The organism is Streptomyces sp. NPDC028289, assembly GCF_055565975.1.
Genome location: NZ_JBVHTI010000003.1, coordinates 239,300 through 254,777 on the forward strand (window position 1 = coordinate 239,300; position 15,478 = coordinate 254,777).

At 70.1% G+C, this 15,478-nt stretch carries 18 protein-coding genes and 4 tRNA genes; 16 read left to right on the top strand and 6 right to left on the bottom strand.

The features are described from left to right. Window positions 1-25 precede the first annotated feature (25 nt). Entirely contained in the window at window positions 26-514 is a 489-nt protein-coding gene (locus tag ACZ4UV_RS15185) for a YajQ family cyclic di-GMP-binding protein (protein WP_093499708.1), read from the bottom strand. A 224-nt stretch (window positions 515-738) separates the two neighbouring features. On the opposite strand from ACZ4UV_RS15185, the gene ACZ4UV_RS15190 reads away from it, so the two are divergent. Together ACZ4UV_RS15190 and ACZ4UV_RS15195 are read left to right on the top strand one after the other, a co-directional pair. Then, window positions 739-820 (top strand) — tRNA-Tyr (locus ACZ4UV_RS15190). Window positions 821-1,017: 197 nt separating this feature from the next. Then, window positions 1,018-1,230 (top strand): hypothetical protein, encoded by a 213-nt coding sequence (locus tag ACZ4UV_RS15195; protein ID WP_467838269.1) that lies wholly within the window; start codon window positions 1,018-1,020, stop codon window positions 1,228-1,230. A gap of 4 nt (window positions 1,231-1,234) precedes the next feature. On the opposite strand, the gene ACZ4UV_RS15200 is transcribed toward ACZ4UV_RS15195, so the two are convergent. Both ACZ4UV_RS15200 and ACZ4UV_RS15205 read right to left on the bottom strand, forming a co-directional pair. Next, complete coding sequence (locus ACZ4UV_RS15200) at window positions 1,235-1,891, bottom strand: SDR family oxidoreductase (RefSeq protein WP_451016346.1); 657 nt, start codon at window positions 1,889-1,891, stop codon at window positions 1,235-1,237. A gap of 177 nt (window positions 1,892-2,068) precedes the next feature. After that, complete coding sequence (locus ACZ4UV_RS15205) at window positions 2,069-3,337, bottom strand: amidohydrolase family protein (protein WP_390043351.1); 1,269 nt, start codon at window positions 3,335-3,337, stop codon at window positions 2,069-2,071. A 266-nt stretch (window positions 3,338-3,603) separates the two neighbouring features. Here ACZ4UV_RS15205 and ACZ4UV_RS15210 point away from each other — a divergent pair. The 8 genes from ACZ4UV_RS15210 to ACZ4UV_RS15245 all read left to right on the top strand — a co-directional run bounded on the left by ACZ4UV_RS15210 (window position 3,604) and on the right by ACZ4UV_RS15245 (window position 8,435). Further along, window positions 3,604-3,676 (top strand) — tRNA-Thr (locus tag ACZ4UV_RS15210). A gap of 46 nt (window positions 3,677-3,722) precedes the next feature. Beyond that, a tRNA-Met gene (locus ACZ4UV_RS15215) sits at window positions 3,723-3,795 on the top strand. Window positions 3,796-3,885: 90 nt separating this feature from the next. Next, window positions 3,886-4,050, top strand: a complete 165-nt coding sequence (gene rpmG, locus ACZ4UV_RS15220; protein ID WP_003948671.1) for a 50S ribosomal protein L33 — start codon at window positions 3,886-3,888, stop codon at window positions 4,048-4,050. Window positions 4,051-4,168: 118 nt separating this feature from the next. Beyond that, a complete protein-coding gene (locus ACZ4UV_RS15225; protein ID WP_351487208.1) occupies window positions 4,169-4,633 on the top strand; it encodes a MaoC family dehydratase N-terminal domain-containing protein in 465 nt (154 codons plus the stop codon). A gap of 7 nt (window positions 4,634-4,640) precedes the next feature. After that, window positions 4,641-5,069, top strand: a complete 429-nt coding sequence (locus ACZ4UV_RS15230; RefSeq protein WP_451016348.1) for a MaoC family dehydratase — start codon at window positions 4,641-4,643, stop codon at window positions 5,067-5,069. Window positions 5,070-5,218: 149 nt separating this feature from the next. Beyond that, window positions 5,219-5,800, top strand: a complete 582-nt coding sequence (locus ACZ4UV_RS15235; RefSeq protein WP_451016349.1) for a TetR/AcrR family transcriptional regulator — start codon at window positions 5,219-5,221, stop codon at window positions 5,798-5,800. A gap of 89 nt (window positions 5,801-5,889) precedes the next feature. Then, the gene (locus tag ACZ4UV_RS15240; protein WP_451016350.1) at window positions 5,890-7,326 is read left to right on the top strand and encodes a DHA2 family efflux MFS transporter permease subunit; all 1,437 of its coding nucleotides are present in this window, start codon (window positions 5,890-5,892) and stop codon (window positions 7,324-7,326) included. A gap of 53 nt (window positions 7,327-7,379) precedes the next feature. After that, window positions 7,380-8,435: a UDP-N-acetylmuramate dehydrogenase gene (locus ACZ4UV_RS15245; RefSeq protein ID WP_451016351.1), complete on the top strand. Its 1,056-nt coding sequence runs from the start codon at window positions 7,380-7,382 to the stop codon at window positions 8,433-8,435. Between the two features lie 38 nt (window positions 8,436-8,473). On the opposite strand, the gene ACZ4UV_RS15250 is transcribed toward ACZ4UV_RS15245, so the two are convergent. Further along, window positions 8,474-9,106 carry an NAD(P)-dependent oxidoreductase gene (locus ACZ4UV_RS15250; protein ID WP_467838277.1) on the bottom strand — a complete coding sequence of 211 codons (633 nt, stop codon included), beginning with the start codon at window positions 9,104-9,106 and terminating at the stop codon, window positions 8,474-8,476. A gap of 155 nt (window positions 9,107-9,261) precedes the next feature. Here ACZ4UV_RS15250 and ACZ4UV_RS15255 point away from each other — a divergent pair, with 155 nt between their 5' ends. After that, window positions 9,262-9,879, top strand: coding sequence for a TetR/AcrR family transcriptional regulator (locus tag ACZ4UV_RS15255; protein WP_451016353.1), 618 nt, complete (start codon window positions 9,262-9,264; stop codon window positions 9,877-9,879). 7 nt (window positions 9,880-9,886) lie between these two features. On the opposite strand, the gene ACZ4UV_RS15260 is transcribed toward ACZ4UV_RS15255, so the two are convergent. Together ACZ4UV_RS15260 and ACZ4UV_RS15265 are read right to left on the bottom strand one after the other, a co-directional pair. Next, window positions 9,887-10,927, bottom strand: a complete 1,041-nt coding sequence (locus ACZ4UV_RS15260; RefSeq protein ID WP_390043362.1) for an adenosine deaminase — start codon at window positions 10,925-10,927, stop codon at window positions 9,887-9,889. A gap of 169 nt (window positions 10,928-11,096) precedes the next feature. After that, window positions 11,097-12,323, bottom strand: coding sequence for a pyridoxal phosphate-dependent aminotransferase (locus tag ACZ4UV_RS15265; RefSeq protein ID WP_390043364.1), 1,227 nt, complete (start codon window positions 12,321-12,323; stop codon window positions 11,097-11,099). Between the two features lie 261 nt (window positions 12,324-12,584). Between ACZ4UV_RS15265 and ACZ4UV_RS15270 the strand changes: the two genes are divergently transcribed. From ACZ4UV_RS15270 to rplA, 5 genes are all read left to right on the top strand, one after another. Beyond that, a tRNA-Trp gene (locus ACZ4UV_RS15270) sits at window positions 12,585-12,657 on the top strand. A 109-nt stretch (window positions 12,658-12,766) separates the two neighbouring features. Further along, window positions 12,767-13,051, top strand: a complete 285-nt coding sequence (gene secE / locus ACZ4UV_RS15275) for a preprotein translocase subunit SecE (protein WP_093499675.1) — start codon at window positions 12,767-12,769, stop codon at window positions 13,049-13,051. Window positions 13,052-13,131: 80 nt separating this feature from the next. Continuing rightward, the gene (gene nusG / locus ACZ4UV_RS15280) at window positions 13,132-13,992 is read left to right on the top strand and encodes a transcription termination/antitermination protein NusG (RefSeq protein ID WP_390043366.1); all 861 of its coding nucleotides are present in this window, start codon (window positions 13,132-13,134) and stop codon (window positions 13,990-13,992) included. A 226-nt stretch (window positions 13,993-14,218) separates the two neighbouring features. Next, window positions 14,219-14,653: a 50S ribosomal protein L11 gene (gene rplK / locus ACZ4UV_RS15285; RefSeq protein WP_132857189.1), complete on the top strand. Its 435-nt coding sequence runs from the start codon at window positions 14,219-14,221 to the stop codon at window positions 14,651-14,653. Between the two features lie 81 nt (window positions 14,654-14,734). Continuing rightward, window positions 14,735-15,460, top strand: a complete 726-nt coding sequence (gene rplA / locus ACZ4UV_RS15290; protein WP_351487233.1) for a 50S ribosomal protein L1 — start codon at window positions 14,735-14,737, stop codon at window positions 15,458-15,460. Window positions 15,461-15,478 lie beyond the last annotated feature (18 nt).

Genomic DNA, 15,478 nt, shown 5'->3' on the forward strand with positions numbered 1-15,478 from the left:
CCTTCTCGTACTTCGAAGGCGCTGCCTACCGGTAGTTCACGAACTGGAGCGCGAAGTCGAAGTCCTGGCCCTTCAGGAGCGCGATCACGGCCTGGAGGTCGTCGCGGCTCTTGGAGCTGACACGCAGTTCGTCGCCCTGGACCTGGGCCTTCACGCCCTTGGGGCCCTCGTCGCGGATGATCTTCGCGACCTTCTTCGCGTTCTCCTGGGAGATTCCCTCCTCGATCGACGCGAAGATCTTGTACTCCTTGCCGGAGAGCTGCGGCTCACCCGCGTCCAGCGCCTTCAGCGAGATGCCACGCTTGATCAGCTTCGACTGGAAGACGTCGAGGATCGCCTTGACCCGTTCCTCGGAGTTCGCCTGCATCAGGATCTTCTCGCCGGACCAGGCGATCGAGGCGTCCACGCCCTTGAAGTCGTAGCGCTGCGAGACCTCCTTGGCGGCCTGGTTGAGGGCGTTGTCGACCTCCTGCCGCTCGACCTTCGAGACGATGTCGAAACTGGAGTCGGCCATGTCCTGTGGCTCCTTGTATCGGGGGGTGTGACGGGATGCGTTGCGGCGCGCGGCGGCCGCCGGGCCCGGGGTGGGGACCGGGCCGCATCCGCACCAGCCTAGCCATCCCGCGTCCCGCGGGCGGCGATCAATCGGGTGGCGGAGCACCCCTGTGGATCGGGTATTGTTTACGTCGTTGCCAGGGAGCACCGCCGAAAAGCGGTTCGATCTGGTGGCAGAACCCCGGCGGTGTGCCCGAGCGGCCAAAGGGAGCAGACTGTAAATCTGCCGGCTCAGCCTTCCCAGGTTCGAATCCTGGCGCCGCCACACGGGAACGAAGGGCCCGTGACCTGCGATCAAGCAGGTCACGGGCCCTTCGTCATGTGCCCGTGCGTATGCCTTGACGCGGAAGGAGCCCCGCGGACGCGGGGCGAGGCGTGATGAAGATCATGGAGGCGCTTCGTCGGTGAGGCGGCCGGGCAGCAGTCCGTCACGGATGCCCCGCTCCGGGGCACACTGAACACATGTCCTCCCGACGCAGAACCTGCCCGGTGTGCCGCCGTGAAATCGCCGTCGTGGCGGGCCGTTTCGCACGGCACGACCCGCCCGGGGCGCGGGAGGCCGGGGAACTGGTCTCCTGCTCCGGCTCGCGGCAGCAGGCCCTGATCGGGGCCGTAGAGCCCTCGTTGGACGGTTACGTCGTGCCGGAGTTCCCCGGGCAGCTGCCGCTGTTCTGAGAACTCAGTTCCCGGCCACCGACTTCACGGCCACCGTGACCGGCGTCGACCCGCCGATCAGCTCCAGGGTCAGGCCGGCCGTCGCCGAGGTGTCCACCAACTCGGCCAGTACGGCGGCCACATCGTCGCGCGTGACCGCACCCCGGCCCGTGTGCGCCTCCAGACGCACCAGACCCGTGCCCGGCGCGTCCGTCAGCGCACCGGGGCGCAGGATCGTCCAGTCCAGGGCGTTCTGCCCGGCCACATATGCGTCGGCCGCACCCTTGGCCCGCAGATACACGTCGAAGACCTCGTCGCCCTGGTGCGCCGGATCCGCGCCCATGGAGGAGACGACCACGAAACGGCGCACGCCCGCGCGCACGGCCGCGTCCGCGAACAACACCGCCGCGCCCTTGTCCACCGTCTCCTTGCGGGCCGTGCCGCTGCCCGGGCCCGCGCCCGCCGCGAACACCGCCGCGTCCGCCCCCTGCAGAAGAGCCGCGGCCTCGTCGACCGACGCCGACTCCAGGTCCAGCAGCACCGGTTCGGCACCGGCCGCCCGCAGGTCGTCGCCCTGCTCGGCGTTGCGGATGATTCCCGCGACCTCGTCCCCGCGCGCGGAGAGCAGCCGCTCCAGCCGCAACGCGATCTGACCATGACCACCAGCGATGACAATGCGCATGTTTCAGACCGTACGCCCGAAGCCCCGCATCCGCTGCACGACTTCATGCGCCCCACACGCCCGGGTGGTTCCGCCCGGCGCGCGGGGCCGGTTCCAGCGCGCGACGGGGATCCCTCGCTCCGAGCCGCGCGCTCCCGCGCCTCGGCCCGCGCGTGGGCGGTCGCGCTCCCGTGCCCCTCAGGACAACTCCCCTCGCCCCTGCCGCGGCAGCCCCAGTTCCGCTGCCACCGCAGAGTTGCAGTACTCGCGGACCGCGCTCGTGCGTGCCACCACGCGCCCCCGGTGCACCACGATCCGGCTGTAGGCGAGCGAGAGCGCGCCGGCCAGGTGGTCGCCGCGTACCGCGAGGAGTTCGGCGGGGAAGCCGGCCTCGACGCGGACCTCGGGAAGGCCGAGGGCGGCGCGGGAGGCGGTGCTCACGGCGTCGTAGGCGTCCTCGGGGCGCAGTCCGTGCCGGGAGGCCAGGAGATAGGCGGCCTCCAGGGGGTCGCCGCGGCCGACGGGATTCGACAGGTCGCGCAGGGCGCCGCTGCCGGCGGCGATCCGTACCCCGGCCGCACGCAGCAGCCGTACCGGTGCCGTGCCACGGCGGTCCACGGCACCGCAGCCGCCCTGGGGCAGGCACACCACCGTGATGCCGGCCGCGGCGAGCTGGTCCGCGACCCGCGCGGCCACCTCGGCGGGCAGGCGTGCGAGTCCGGCGCACGGTCCGAGGGCCACGCCGGGGCGCATGCCGCCCGCCATCGCCGCGAGCCTGGCCAGCCGGGCCGGGTCGGTGGCGTCCGTGTGCAGGTCGACGGGGCAGCCGTGTTCGGAGGCCACCTCCAGGACCGCCTCCGCATAGCCGGTGGGGTCGGGGTCCAGGTCGGGGCAGCCGCCCACCACGGACGCGCCCATCTTCGCGGCGTCCCGCAGTATGGCGAGCCCGTCGGCGCCGGCGATCCCGGTCAGCACGCGCGGCATCGCGACCGCTGTGAGCTCCGCGAGCCCGCGCAGCGAGCGGCGCGCCTGGAGGACGGCGGCAAGGGCGCCCAGGCCCTGGACGTCGCCCACGCGCACGTGCGCGCGTACCGCCGTCGCACCGTGTCCCAGTTGCAGCAGGACCGCCTCGGTGGCGCGGCGCTGGACGTCCTCGGGTTCGTAGGAGACCGGGCCGTCGTGTTCGGCGGAGAGCGCGGTGTCGCCGTGGGCGTGCGGTTCGGCCGGGGCGGGGAGGAGGAGGTAGCCGGTCAGGTCCACGCGCGTGCCGCCGGTGCGGGCCGGCCCCGGGGCCAGGCTGCCGGCCGTACCCACCGCCTCGATGCGCCCGCAGCCCAGCCGTACGTCCACGGTCCGGCCGTCGGTGAGCCGTGCCCCGCACAGCAGGAGTGCGGCGGGGTCGGGCTGGCCAGAGGAACCCTGCGGGTTGGGCGACGACGAGGGCGGCTGCGGCTGGCTGTCGGGCATCGCGCTCCATGAGGGTCGGTCCAGGCATTGGACTCAAGATCACGCAGAGTGAGTCGAGCCTAGGGTGGCGAGCCGCGTGCGGCCGGGAGGAGCGCAATAGTCGTACCGGAGCCGTCGGACCTGCGGGGAACGGTTCGGCACGCGCGCGTGGGGAGTGCCGGAAGGGGCCCGGGAGGCCGTCGTGAGCCGTGCGGAAGGGGCCGGGAAGGGCGGCGGGAAACGGATTTGGGTGAACGGCGGCCGAGCGTGTAATGTCTTCATCGCTCGCCCCAATAGCTCAGTCGGCAGAGCGTCTCCATGGTAAGGAGAAGGTCTACGGTTCGATTCCGTATTGGGGCTCTGGTGTGGGAGGTTCCCGTCGCGAGGCGGGGGCCGATCTCATCAAAGCGGTGTAGCTCAGTCGGTAGAGCAAGCGGCTCATAATCGCTGTGTCACCGGTTCAAGTCCGGTCACCGCTACTGACAGTAGCCGATTGCGGGGTCGGTCCTTCGATCGGCTACTCTTTCTTGCGTTGAATCAGTCCATCCGTTCGTCTTAGGAGCACTCACGTGGCTGCCACCGACGTCCGCCCGAAGATCACGCTGGCCTGCGTGGAGTGCAAGGAGCGGAACTACATCACCAAGAAGAACCGGCGTAACAACCCGGACCGTCTTGAGATGAAGAAGCACTGCCCGCGTTGCAACGCGCACACTGCGCACCGCGAGACGCGATAGCAAACAGGCTCGTCCGTGAGGCCGTCCCCGACTCGGGGGCGGCCTCACGGCGTTTCGGCCGATGCCTTTCCCGCTACTTTGTGGGGCAGCACAGCAGACATCAGGAGGTGCCGGGCCAATGGCGCTCGACCAGTCCTTCGTGGGACGGACCTACCCACCCACCGAGCCCTACGAGGTGGGCCGGGAGAAGATCCGTGAGTTCGCCGAGGCGGTGGGTGACACCAACCCCGTGTACACGGACCCGGAGGCCGCCAAGGCACTCGGCTATTCCGATGTGATCGCCCCGCCGACTTTTGTTTTCTCGATCACCTTCCGCGCGGCTGGCCAGGTCGTCGAGGACCCTCAGCTCGGCCTGGACTACAGCCGGGTGGTGCACGGCGACCAGAAGTTCGCCTACCGGCGTCCCGTCCGCGCCGGCGACCGGCTGACCGTGACGTCGACCATCGAGGCCATCAAGTCCCTCGCGGGCAACGACGTCATCGACATCCGCGGTGACGTCCACGACGAGGCGGGCGAGCTCGTGGTGAGCGCCCTGACCAAGCTGGTGGCCCGCGCGGCCGGCGCAGAAGAAGGCGGGGCGTGAGGATCCGATGACGTCGAAGATCGCGTACGAGGACGTCGAGGTCGGCACCGAACTGCCGGCCCAGACCTTTCCCGTGACCCGCGCCACGCTGGTGCGGTACGCGGGCGCCTCCGGGGACTTCAACCCGATCCACTGGAACGAGAAGTTCGCCAAGGAGGTCGGCCTGCCGGACGTCATCGCCCACGGCATGTTCACCATGGCCGAGGCGATCCGTGTCGTCACCGACTGGACCGGCGACCCGGGTGCGGTCGTCGACTACGGCGTCCGCTTCACCAAACCCGTCGTCGTGCCGAACGACGACCAGGGTGCCCTGATCGAGGTCAGCGGCAAGGTCGCGGCCAAGCTCGACGACAACACCGTGCGCGTCGACCTGACGGCGATGAGCGCCGGGCAGAAGGTGCTGGGCATGTCACGGGTGGTCGTCCGGCTGGGCTGAGTCCGGCGGCTCGGTAAGGGGCGCCCTCCTACGCGGGGCGCTCCTTACCTGTATGTGGCGCCCGGGATACCTGTATGTGGCGCACGGGATGCAGCGGCCTGGTTCCCCGGCCCTTGACTTGGTTAGTGATTGAGTACTAACTTTCTCGCATGGTCAGGATGAGTGCGGAGGAGCGGCGCGAGAGCGTCATCCGCGCGGCGATCGCGGAATTCTCGCAGAGGGGCTACTACGGCACCTCCACCGAGGCGATCGCCAAGCGGGTCGGGGTCTCGCAGCCGTATCTCTTCCGGCTCTTCCCGGGCAAGAAGGCGATCTTCGCGGCCGCCTCGCAGCGCTGCATCGACGAGATGCGCGAGCTCTTCGAGAAGGCGGCCGAGGGGTTGCAGGGGGAAGAGGCCCTGCATGCCATGGGCGACGCGTATGTGCAGCTCATCCAGGAGCGGCCGGAGCGGCTCCAGATGCAGATGCAGACGTACATCACGGTCGCGGCCGCCGAGGCGGAGGGTGAGCACGAGTTCGGCGAGCTCGTGCGGGCCGGCTGGGGGCGGCTGTGGGACGCCGTCCATCTGCTCTCGGGGGCGGATGTCGACCGCACCACGACCTTCCTGGCCAAAGGGATGCTCATCAACACCTACGCGGCCATGGGGTTTCCGACCGGGCACCGGGTCTGGCAGGGGATGTACCCGGATGCCGGGACCACGGGGCGGCTGGACAAGTGCGGCGACGGGTGAGGGGGCCGGTCCGCCTGCCCTGGCCCGGTCTTTTCATGTGCCGGAAACTTAGTGATCGATAACTATCCACAGCACGCTCTGGGGGAGCGATGTCAGAAGAAACCGCACGTCGTGGGGGCGCCGGATGGGCGCTCGTCATCACCAGCGTCGCCGGGTTCATGGCGGCCCTCGACAACCTCGTCGTCACCACCGCCCTGCCCTCCATCCGCAAGGACCTCGGCGGAGCCCTGGACGACCTCGAATGGACCGTGAGCGCCTACACGCTCACCTTCGCCGTCCTGCTGATGTTCGGCGCCGCCCTGGGCGACCGCTTCGGCCGGCGCCGGCTCTTTCTCGCCGGGCTCACCGTCTTCACCGGCGCCTCCGCCGCCGCGGCCATGGCGCCCGGCATCGACTCCCTGATCGCCGCCCGCGCGGTGCAGGGCGTCGGCGCGGCCATCATGATGCCGCTCACCCTCACCCTGCTGACGGCCGCCGTGCCCAAGGCCAGGCGCGGAATGGCCTATGGCATCTGGGGTGCCGTCAACGGACTCGCGGTCGCCTCCGGGCCGCTCATCGGCGGCAGCCTCACCGAACACGTGTCCTGGCACTGGATCTTCTGGCTGAACGTACCGCTCGGCCTCGCCCTGCTGCCGCTCGCCCGCCTCCGCCTCGCCGAGTCGCACGGCACCGGCGCCCCGCTCGACGTCCCCGGCACCCTGCTCGCCAGCGGCGGCCTCTTCGGGATCGTCTACGGCCTGGTGCGCGGCCCCGCCGACGGCTGGACCAGCCCGCTCGTGCTCACCGGGCTGTTCGCGGGCGCCGCCCTGCTCGCCGGCTTCGTCCTCCACGGCAGCCGCGCCAAGAACCCCATGCTGCCCATGCGGCTCTTCCGATCCCGCGCCTTCTCCGGGATCAACGCGGCCAGCCTGCTGATGTTCCTCGGGATGTTCGGGTCGATCTTCCTGCTCAGCCAGTACATGCAGGGCGTGCTCGGCTACTCGCCCACCGAGGCGGGCCTCCGGATGCTGCCCTGGACGGGCATGCCGATGATCGTCGCGCCGATCGCGGGCATCCTGTCCGACCGCACAGGCGGCCGCCCCGTCGTCGCGGCCGGGCTCTTCCTGCAGGCCGCCGGGCTCGGCTACCTGGCCTCCGTCGTCACCGCAGACGCCTCCTACGGCGCCCAGCTGCCCGGCCTGATCGTCAGCGGCATCGGCATGGCCCTGTACTTCGCCCCGGCCGCCAACCTGGTGATGTCCGCCGTACGTCCGCAGGAACAGGGCATCGCCTCCGGCGCCAACAACGCGTTGCGCGAGGTCGGCGGCGCACTCGGCGTCGCGGTCATGTCGTCCATCTTCTCCGCCCAGGGCGGCTACGAGAGCGCCCAGAGCTTCGTGGACGGCCTGAAGCCCGCCCTGGTCACCGGCTCGGCCGTGGTGGCACTCGCCGGGATCGCCGCCCTGGCCATCCCCGGCCGACGTCGCGCAGCGCGGCTCGTGGCCGAGGGGGAGCCCGCCCCGGCGCTGGAGACCGTCGGCGGCTGACGACGCCGCTCGTGGCGGCCGGACCGCCGACGGCGTCTCGTAGTCTTGGGCGCGTGCAGGAACTCCACGACGCCCCCCTCGCCCCCCTCACCACCCTCCGGCTCGGCGGCCCCGCCACCCGGCTGGTCACCGCGACCACTGACGCCGAGGTGATCGCCGCCGTCCGCGCGGCCGACGACAGCGGGACCCCGCTGCTGGTCATCGGCGGCGGATCGAACCTGGTCATCGGTGACAAGGGCTTCGACGGCACCGCCTTGCGCATCGCCACCACCGGTATCGAACTGCGCGGTACGACGCTGGAGCTGGCGGCCGGCGAGGTGTGGACCGACGCCGTCGCCCGCACCGTCGAGGCGGGCCTCGCGGGCATCGAGTGCCTCGCGGGCATCCCGGGGTCCGCGGGGGCCACGCCCATCCAGAACGTGGGGGCGTACGGGCAGGAGGTCTCCTCGACCGTGACCGAGGTCGCCGCATACGACCGGCGGACCGGCGAGACGGTGACGCTGGCCAACGAGGAGTGCGCGTTCTCGTACCGCCACAGCCGGTTCAAGGCCGACCCCGAGCGGTACGTCGTCCTGCGCGTCCGGTTCGGGCTGGAGGACGCGGGCGGGCTGTCGGCGCCGGTGCGGTACGCGGAGGCCGCGCGGGCGCTCGGGGTGGAGCCGGGAGACCGGGTGCCGCTCGCCGACGCCCGCGAGACCGTGCTCAAGCTGCGCGCCGGGAAGGGGATGGTGCTGGACCCCGAGGACCACGACACCTGGTCGGCGGGCTCCTTCTTCACCAACCCGATCCTCACGGACGAGCAGTTCGCCGCCTTCCACGCGCGCGTGCGGGAGCGGCTGGGCGACGCCGCCGAGCCGCCCGCCTACCCCGCCGGGGACGGACGTACCAAGACCTCGGCGGCCTGGCTGATCGACAAGGCCGGGTTCACCAAGGGGTACGGCAGCGGAGCGGCCCGGATCTCCACGAAGCACACGCTGGCGCTGACCAACCGGGGCGGGGCCACGACCGAGGACCTGCTGGAGCTGGCGCGGGAGGTCGTCGCCGGGGTCCGCGAGGCCTTCGGCGTGACCCTCGTCAACGAGCCGGTGACCGTCGGCGTGAGCCTCTAGGAGACGGACGCGAGCCTCACCGGCTCGCCGGAGGAGGCTCAGTACGCCACCCCCACCCCCTGCTTCACCGTCCCCTGGTCCTCGGTCATCGCCAGCATCGCGTGGGCCACGTCCGCTCGTGCGATGAAGCGTCCCTTGCGCGGGAAGCCGCCCACCACCGTGCGGTAGGTACCGGTCAGCGGCTTGTCCTTCAGGCGCGGCGGGCGTACGGAGGTCCAGTCCGTGCCGCTGCGGGACAGTTCCGCCTCCATCTCGCGCAGGTCGTCGTAGACCGGCCTGAGGATCGTGGCGACCAGACCGCGCATGGTGCGGTCCAGGAGGCCGTCGTCGTCCGGTTCCGGGCCCACCGGCGCGGCGCTGACCACCACCAGCCGTCGTACGGCCTCCGCCTCCATGGCGGCCAGGACCGTGCGGGTCAGCCGGGCGGCGACGCCGGCGTCGCCCCGGCTGCGCGGGCCCAGGCCGGACAGGACCGCGTCCCGGCCGGTCAGTGCCGGGCGGATCACCTCGGGGTCGGTGAGGTCCGCGCGGACCACTTCCAGGCCCGTGCCGGTCACGGTCAGCCGGGCGGGGTCGCGGACGACCGCCGTGACCCGGTGGCCGGACGCCAGTGCCTGACGGACGATCTCCCGGCCGATCCCGCCGGTCGCGCCGAACACAGTGAGATTCATGACTGCTCCCGTTCCAGCACAGTGATGCTGACGAGGTGGGTGAGTATTCACTCACCTCTGCTTGTCTCTAGAGTGGGTAAGCACTCACTAACCCGTCAAGGCTTCTCGGGAAGTCCGTCGGAATCGCCGGAAGGGGCATGTGATCCTTGGATGCCATGGAGCAGAAACCGGCCCGCGTCCGCATCCTCGACGCCGCTCACGAGCTGATGCGCACCGTCGGGCTCGCCCGTGCCACGACCAAGGAGATCGCCAGGGCGGCCGGCTGCTCGGAGGCGGCCCTCTACAAGTACTTCCCGAGCAAGGAAGAGCTGTTCGTGCACGTGCTCACCGAGCGGCTGCCGCGGCTCCTCCCGCTCCTGGGCGAGCTCACCGTCGAACCCGGACGGGGCAGCCTGGAGGACAACCTCACGCAGATCGCCCGTCAGGCCGCCCTCTTCTACGAGGAGAGCTTCCCGATCACCGCGTCCCTGTACGCCGAGCAGCAGCTCAAGCGGAAGCTCGACGACACCCTCCGCACCATCGGCGCGGGACCGCATGTGCCGATGAGGGCTCTGGACAGCTACCTGCGCGCCGAGCAGGCGCTCGGCCGGATCCGCCCCGACGCCGACACGTCCGCGGCCGCCGCCCTGCTCCTCGGCGCCTGTGTCCAGCGCGTCTTCTCCTACGAGGCGACGGCGACCGGCGAGCGCCCGCCGGTGGACACCTTCGCCGCCCGCATCGCCCGCACCCTGCTCGGCGGGCTCTCCGTCGCCGAGGAGCCCGCCCGCCCGTGACCGTGGATCAGGACGCCGGGGCGACCAGCCAGGCGTCGATGTCCGCCAGGAGCCCGGACTTCACGTCCTCCGGCGCCGCCGAGCCGCGGACCGACTGGCGGGCCAGTTCCGCCAGTTCGGCGTCCGTGAAGGCGTGGTGCACGCGCGCGATGTCGTACTGCGCGGCCAGCCGGGAGCCGAACAGGAGCGGGTCGTCGGCGCCCAGGGCCATCGGCACACCCGCCTCGAAGAGGGTGCGCAGCGGGACGTCCTCGGGCTTCTCGTAGACGCCCAGGGCCACGTTGGAGGCCGGGCACACCTCGCAGGTGATCTCCCGGTCCGCCAGGCGCTTGAGCAGTCTCGGGTCCTCCGCCGCCCGGACGCCGTGCCCGATCCGGGAGGCGTACAGGTCGTCCAGGCAGTCCCGCACCGACGCCGGGCCGGTCAGCTCGCCGCCGTGCGGGGCCGCCAGCAGGCCGCCCTCGCGCGCGATGTGGAACGCCCGGTCGAAGTCCCGCGCCATGCCCCGCCGCTCGTCGTTCGACAGCCCGAAGCCGACCACACCCCGGTCCGCGTACCGGACGGCGAGCCGGGCCAGCGTGCGCGCGTCCAGGGGGTGCTTCATGCGGTTCGCGGCCACGAGCACGCGCATCCCGAGGCCGGTCTCCCGGGAGGTCGTCTCCACCGCGTCCAGGATGATCTCCAGGGCCGGGATCAGGCCGCCGAGGCGCGGGGCGTACGACGTCGGGTCCACCTGGATCTCCAGCCAGCGCGAACCGTCCTTCAGGTCCTCCTCGGCGGCCTCCCGGACCAGGCGCCGGATGTCCTCGGGCTCTCTCAGGCAGGAGCGCGCAGCGTCGTACAGCCGCTGGAAGCGGAACCAGCCCCGCTCGTCGGTGGCCCGCAGTCTCGGTGGTTCGCCGCTGGTCAGGGCGTCGGTCAGCGCCTCGGGGAGGCGTACGCCGTATTTGTCGGCCAGTTCCAGGACGGTTCCCGGCCGCATCGAACCGGTGAAGTGCAGATGCAGATGAGCTTTCGGCAGCTCAGAGACATCACGTACGTGCTCCATTCCAGGATCCTGCCGTACGTACCTGCCGTACCGGTAGCCGATTCCCTATTAGTGGCCTTGCTCGCACACGAGAACGCACACGAGAACGCGTACGAGAACGGGCCGCCTCCCCGGTGGGAGACGGCCCGCACGCGCGCGTGCAGCGCGAAGAGGTACCAGGCGTCAGACGTCAGTCCTTGGCCTCGGCCAGCAGCTTCTGCATCCGGCTCACGCCCTCGACGAGGTCCTCGTCACCCAGCGCGTACGACAGGCGCAGGTAGCCGGGCGTGCCGAACGCCTCGCCGGGGACGACCGCGACCTCGGCCTCCTCCAGGATCAGCGCGGCCAGCTCGACCGAGTCCTGGGGGCGCTTCCCGCGGATCTCCTTGCCGAGCAGCGCCTTGACCGAGGGGTAGGCGTAGAAGGCGCCCTCGGGCTCGGGGCAGACCACGCCGTCGATCTCGTTGAGCATCCGGACGATCGTCTGGCGGCGCCGGTCGAAGGCCTCGCGCATCGTCGCCACGGCCTCCAGGTCACCGGTGACGGCGGCCAGGGCGGCGACCTGCGCCACGTTGGAGACGTTCGACGTGGCGTGCGACTGGAGGTTCGTGGCCGCCTTGACGACGTCCTTGGGGCCGATGACCCAGCCGACCCGCCAGCCGGTCATGGCGTACGTCTTCGCCACGCCGTTGACGACGATGCACTTGTCGCGCAGCTCGGGCAGGATCGCCGGCAGCGAGGTGAACTTCGCGTCGCCGTAGACCAGGTGCTCGTAGATCTCGTCCGTGAGGACCCACAGACCGTGCTCCACGGCCCAGCGGCCGATCGCCTCGGTCTCGGCCTCGCTGTAGACCGCGCCGGTCGGGTTCGACGGGGAGACGAAGAGCACGACCTTCGTCTTCTCGGTGCGGGCCGCCTCCAGCTGCTCCACGGAGACGCGGTAGCCGGTGGTCTCGTCCGCGACGACCTCGACCGGGACACCGCCGGCCAGGCGGATGGACTCCGGGTACGTCGTCCAGTACGGGGCGGGGACGATGACCTCGTCGCCCGGGTCGAGGATCGCGGCGAAGGCCTCGTAGATGGCCTGCTTGCCGCCGTTGGTGACGAGGACCTGGGAGGCGTCGACCTCGTAGCCGGAGTCCCGCAGCGTCTTCGCGGCGATCGCGGTCTTCAGCTCGGGCAGACCGCCGGCCGGGGTGTAGCGGTGGTACTTCGGGTTCTTGCACGCCTCGATGGCGGCCTCGACGATGTAGTCCGGCGTCGGGAAGTCGGGCTCACCGGCGCCGAAGCCGATCACCGGGCGCCCGGCGGCCTTGAGGGCCTTGGCCTTGGCGTCCACGGCGAGGGTGGCGGACTCGGAGATCGCGCCGACTCGGGCGGAGACCCGGCGCTCGGTGGGAGGGGTTGCAGCGCTCATGGGGCCCATCGTTTCAGACCGGAAACCTGCCCGGCACGCCGGTTTCACGGACTGAACAACTACGGGCCGAACCATGAACAAGCGTGCGGATCCGCCCCCGGGCCAGGACGATCTTCCGTACGGTCGGCCCGGACTGCCGCTTTCTGTTCGACGCGGCGCCGCGGACCACGTACACTCTCCACTCGTTGGCCTTCAGCGGCCGTGCCTGAGCCGGTGCACACCGAGCGCCCGGCCGGATGCGGTACGTTGGGGACACAGCAAAGGGTCGTAGCTCAATTGGTAGAGCACCGGTCTCCAAAACCGGCGGTTGGGGGTTCAAGTCCCTCCGGCCCTGCTACACACACCGCCAGGATGTGTGCGCATGTACGTACAAGCATTGCACCGCCGTGCGGCTCCAGAAACCGGGCGCGGCACGGCCATGACCCGGGACCAGGTGAGGACGAATGACGGACGCCGTGGGCTCCATCGACACGCCTGATGCCGACGAGGTGCAGGAGTCCAAGAAGAAGGGCCGCAAGGGCGGCAAGCGGGCCAAGAAGGGCCCGCTGAAGCGCCTTGCCACCTTCTACCGCCAGATCATCGCGGAGCTCCGCAAGGTCGTCTGGCCGACTCGTAACCAGCTGACGTCGTACACCACCGTGGTGATCTTCTTCGTCGCCATCATGATCGCTCTGGTGACCGTGATTGACTATGGACTCAACCACGCGGCCAAGTACGTCTTCGGCTGAGCACAGAGCGAAGGGCGCCGTGGTACCGGCGCCCGTTTTCGCATGTTCCACCCCTATGTATCCAGGAAGAAGCAGCCATCGTGTCTGACCCGAACCTGAACGACGCCGTCGAGCCCCAAGAGGCCGTCGAGGACGAGCTGGACATCGTCGAGGGCGCGGACGAGCAGGACGAGTTCGAGGCTGCCGAGGCCGAACTGGGGGAGCCGGCCGAGGAGACCGCGGTCCACGTCGAGGACGAGGACACGGCGGAGGACGAGGACGCCGACGAGACCGAAGAAGCCGAAGAGGCCGAAGAGGTTCTCGAGGAAGCGCCCGCCGAGCCGGTCGACCCCGTCCAGGCGCTGCGCGAGGAGCTGCGGCTGCTCCCCGGCGAGTGGTACGTCATCCACACGTACGCCGGCTACGAGAACCGCGTGAAGACCAACCTGGAGCAGCGCGCCGTCTCGCTGAACGTCGAGGACTACATCTTCCAGGCCGAGGTGCCACAGGAAGAGGTCGTCCAGATCAAGAACGGCGACCGCAAGACGATCAAGCAGAACAAGCTGCCCGGTTACGTGCTGGTCCGCATGGACCTGACCAACGAGTCGTGGGGCGTCGTCCGCAACACCCCTGGCGTCACCGGCTTCGTCGGCAACGCGTACGACCCGTACCCGCTGACCCTGGACGAGATCGTCAAGATGCTCGCGCCGGAGGCCGAGGAGAAGGCGGCGCGCGAGGCGGCGGAGGCCGAGGGCAAGCCGGTGCCGCAGCGCAAGGTCGAGGTCCAGGTGCTGGACTTCGAGGTGGGTGACTCGGTGACGGTGACCGACGGTCCGTTCGCCACGCTGCAGGCGACGATCAACGAGATCAACCCGGACTCCAAGAAGGTCAAGGGTCTGGTGGAGATCTTCGGGCGTGAGACGCCGGTCGAGCTTTCGTTCGATCAGATTCAGAAGAACTAGAGGCAGCACCTCAGCTGCGAGCCGGTCGGGGCTGGTCGCGCAGTTCCCCGCGCCCCTTTCGGGGCGCCCGAGTGGACGTCCGTGCCAGGTCAGGTGCCTTTCTCCGGCCCCTGACCTGCTCGGTTTTTGGCCGCGCATCTATACCCGTTATCGTTGTGCGGTATGCCTGCGTTCGGGTTGGTCCCCTCGCGCAGGCAGGACCCGAAATGAAAGGACCCGGAGAGCTATGCCTCCCAAGAAGAAGAAGGTCACGGGGCTCATCAAGCTCCAGATCAACGCCGGTGCGGCGAACCCGGCCCCGCCGGTCGGCCCCGCGCTCGGTCAGCACGGCGTCAACATCATGGAGTTCTGCAAGGCCTACAACGCCGCGACCGAGTCGCAGCGCGGTTGGGTCATCCCGGTGGAGATCACGGTCTACGAGGACCGCTCCTTCACCTTCGTCACCAAGACCCCGCCGGCCGCGAAGATGATCCTCAAGGCCGCTGGTGTCGAGAAGGGCTCCGGCGAGCCGCACAAGACCAAGGTCGCCAAGATCACCCAGGAGCAGGTCCGGGAGATCGCCCAGACGAAGCTTCCCGACCTGAACGCCAACGACCTGGACGCCGCGTCGAAGATCATCGCCGGCACCGCCCGCTCCATGGGCATCACGGTCGAGGGCTGAAACCCACCTTCGTAGAACCACCGTGGTAGGGCCTGCTCGGCCCGTACACCACGACTCCTTCGGAACACACAGGAGCAAGTTGTGAGCAAGCGCAGCAAGGCTCTCCGCGCTGCGGACGAGAAGATCGACCGGGAGAAGCTGTACGCCCCGCTCGAGGCCGTCCGTCTCGCCAAGGAGACCTCCACGACCAAGTTCGACGGCACCGTCGAGGTCGCCTTCCGCCTGGGTGTCGACCCGCGCAAGGCCGACCAGATGGTCCGTGGCACCGTGAACCTCCCGCACGGCACCGGCAAGACCGCCCGGGTCCTGGTCTTCGCGACCGGTGACCGTGCCGAGGCCGCGCGTGCCGCGGGCGCCGACATCGTCGGCGCCGACGAACTGATCGACGAGGTGTCGAAGGGCCGTCTGGACTTCGACGCCGTCGTCGCCACCCCGGACCTCATGGGCAAGGTCGGCCGCCTCGGCCGCGTCCTCGGCCCGCGTGGTCTGATGCCGAACCCGAAGACCGGCACCGTGACCCCGGACACCGCCAAGGCTGTGACCGAGATCAAGGGCGGCAAGATCGAGTTCCGCGTCGACAAGCACTCGAACCTGCACTTCATCATCGGCAAGACGTCCTTCGACGACGACAAGCTGGTGGAGAACTACGGCGCGGCGCTGGAGGAGATCCTCCGTCTGAAGCCGTCCGCCGCCAAGGGCCGCTACATCAAGAAGGCCGCGGTCAGCACCACCATGGGCCCCGGCATCCCGGTCGACCCGAACCGCACCCGCAACCTCCTCACCGAGGAGGACCCGGCCGCCGTCTGAGCCCCGCGCTCGGTCCGG

Excerpts from the sequence above, each read along its gene's own strand:
- ACZ4UV_RS15205 (WP_390043351.1), bottom strand. The coding sequence starts at position 3,337 with ATGCCCGACAGCCAGCCGCAGCCGCCCTCGTCGTCGCCCAACCCGCAG.
- ACZ4UV_RS15240 (WP_451016350.1), top strand. The coding sequence starts at position 5,890 with ATGTCAGAAGAAACCGCACGTCGTGGGGGCGCCGGATGGGCGCTCGTC.
- ACZ4UV_RS15195 (WP_467838269.1), top strand. The coding sequence starts at position 1,018 with ATGTCCTCCCGACGCAGAACCTGCCCGGTGTGCCGCCGTGAAATCGCC.
- ACZ4UV_RS15200 (WP_451016346.1), bottom strand. The coding sequence starts at position 1,891 with ATGCGCATTGTCATCGCTGGTGGTCATGGTCAGATCGCGTTGCGGCTG.
- ACZ4UV_RS15230 (WP_451016348.1), top strand. The coding sequence starts at position 4,641 with ATGACGTCGAAGATCGCGTACGAGGACGTCGAGGTCGGCACCGAACTG.
- ACZ4UV_RS15255 (WP_451016353.1), top strand. The coding sequence starts at position 9,262 with ATGGAGCAGAAACCGGCCCGCGTCCGCATCCTCGACGCCGCTCACGAG.
- secE (WP_093499675.1), top strand. The coding sequence starts at position 12,767 with ATGACGGACGCCGTGGGCTCCATCGACACGCCTGATGCCGACGAGGTG.
- ACZ4UV_RS15250 (WP_467838277.1), bottom strand. The coding sequence starts at position 9,106 with ATGAATCTCACTGTGTTCGGCGCGACCGGCGGGATCGGCCGGGAGATC.
- ACZ4UV_RS15265 (WP_390043364.1), bottom strand. The coding sequence starts at position 12,323 with ATGAGCGCTGCAACCCCTCCCACCGAGCGCCGGGTCTCCGCCCGAGTC.
- ACZ4UV_RS15185 (WP_093499708.1), bottom strand. The coding sequence starts at position 514 with ATGGCCGACTCCAGTTTCGACATCGTCTCGAAGGTCGAGCGGCAGGAG.
- ACZ4UV_RS15235 (WP_451016349.1), top strand. The coding sequence starts at position 5,219 with ATGGTCAGGATGAGTGCGGAGGAGCGGCGCGAGAGCGTCATCCGCGCG.
- rplK (WP_132857189.1), top strand. The coding sequence starts at position 14,219 with ATGCCTCCCAAGAAGAAGAAGGTCACGGGGCTCATCAAGCTCCAGATC.
- ACZ4UV_RS15225 (WP_351487208.1), top strand. The coding sequence starts at position 4,169 with ATGGCGCTCGACCAGTCCTTCGTGGGACGGACCTACCCACCCACCGAG.
- ACZ4UV_RS15260 (WP_390043362.1), bottom strand. The coding sequence starts at position 10,927 with ATGGAGCACGTACGTGATGTCTCTGAGCTGCCGAAAGCTCATCTGCAT.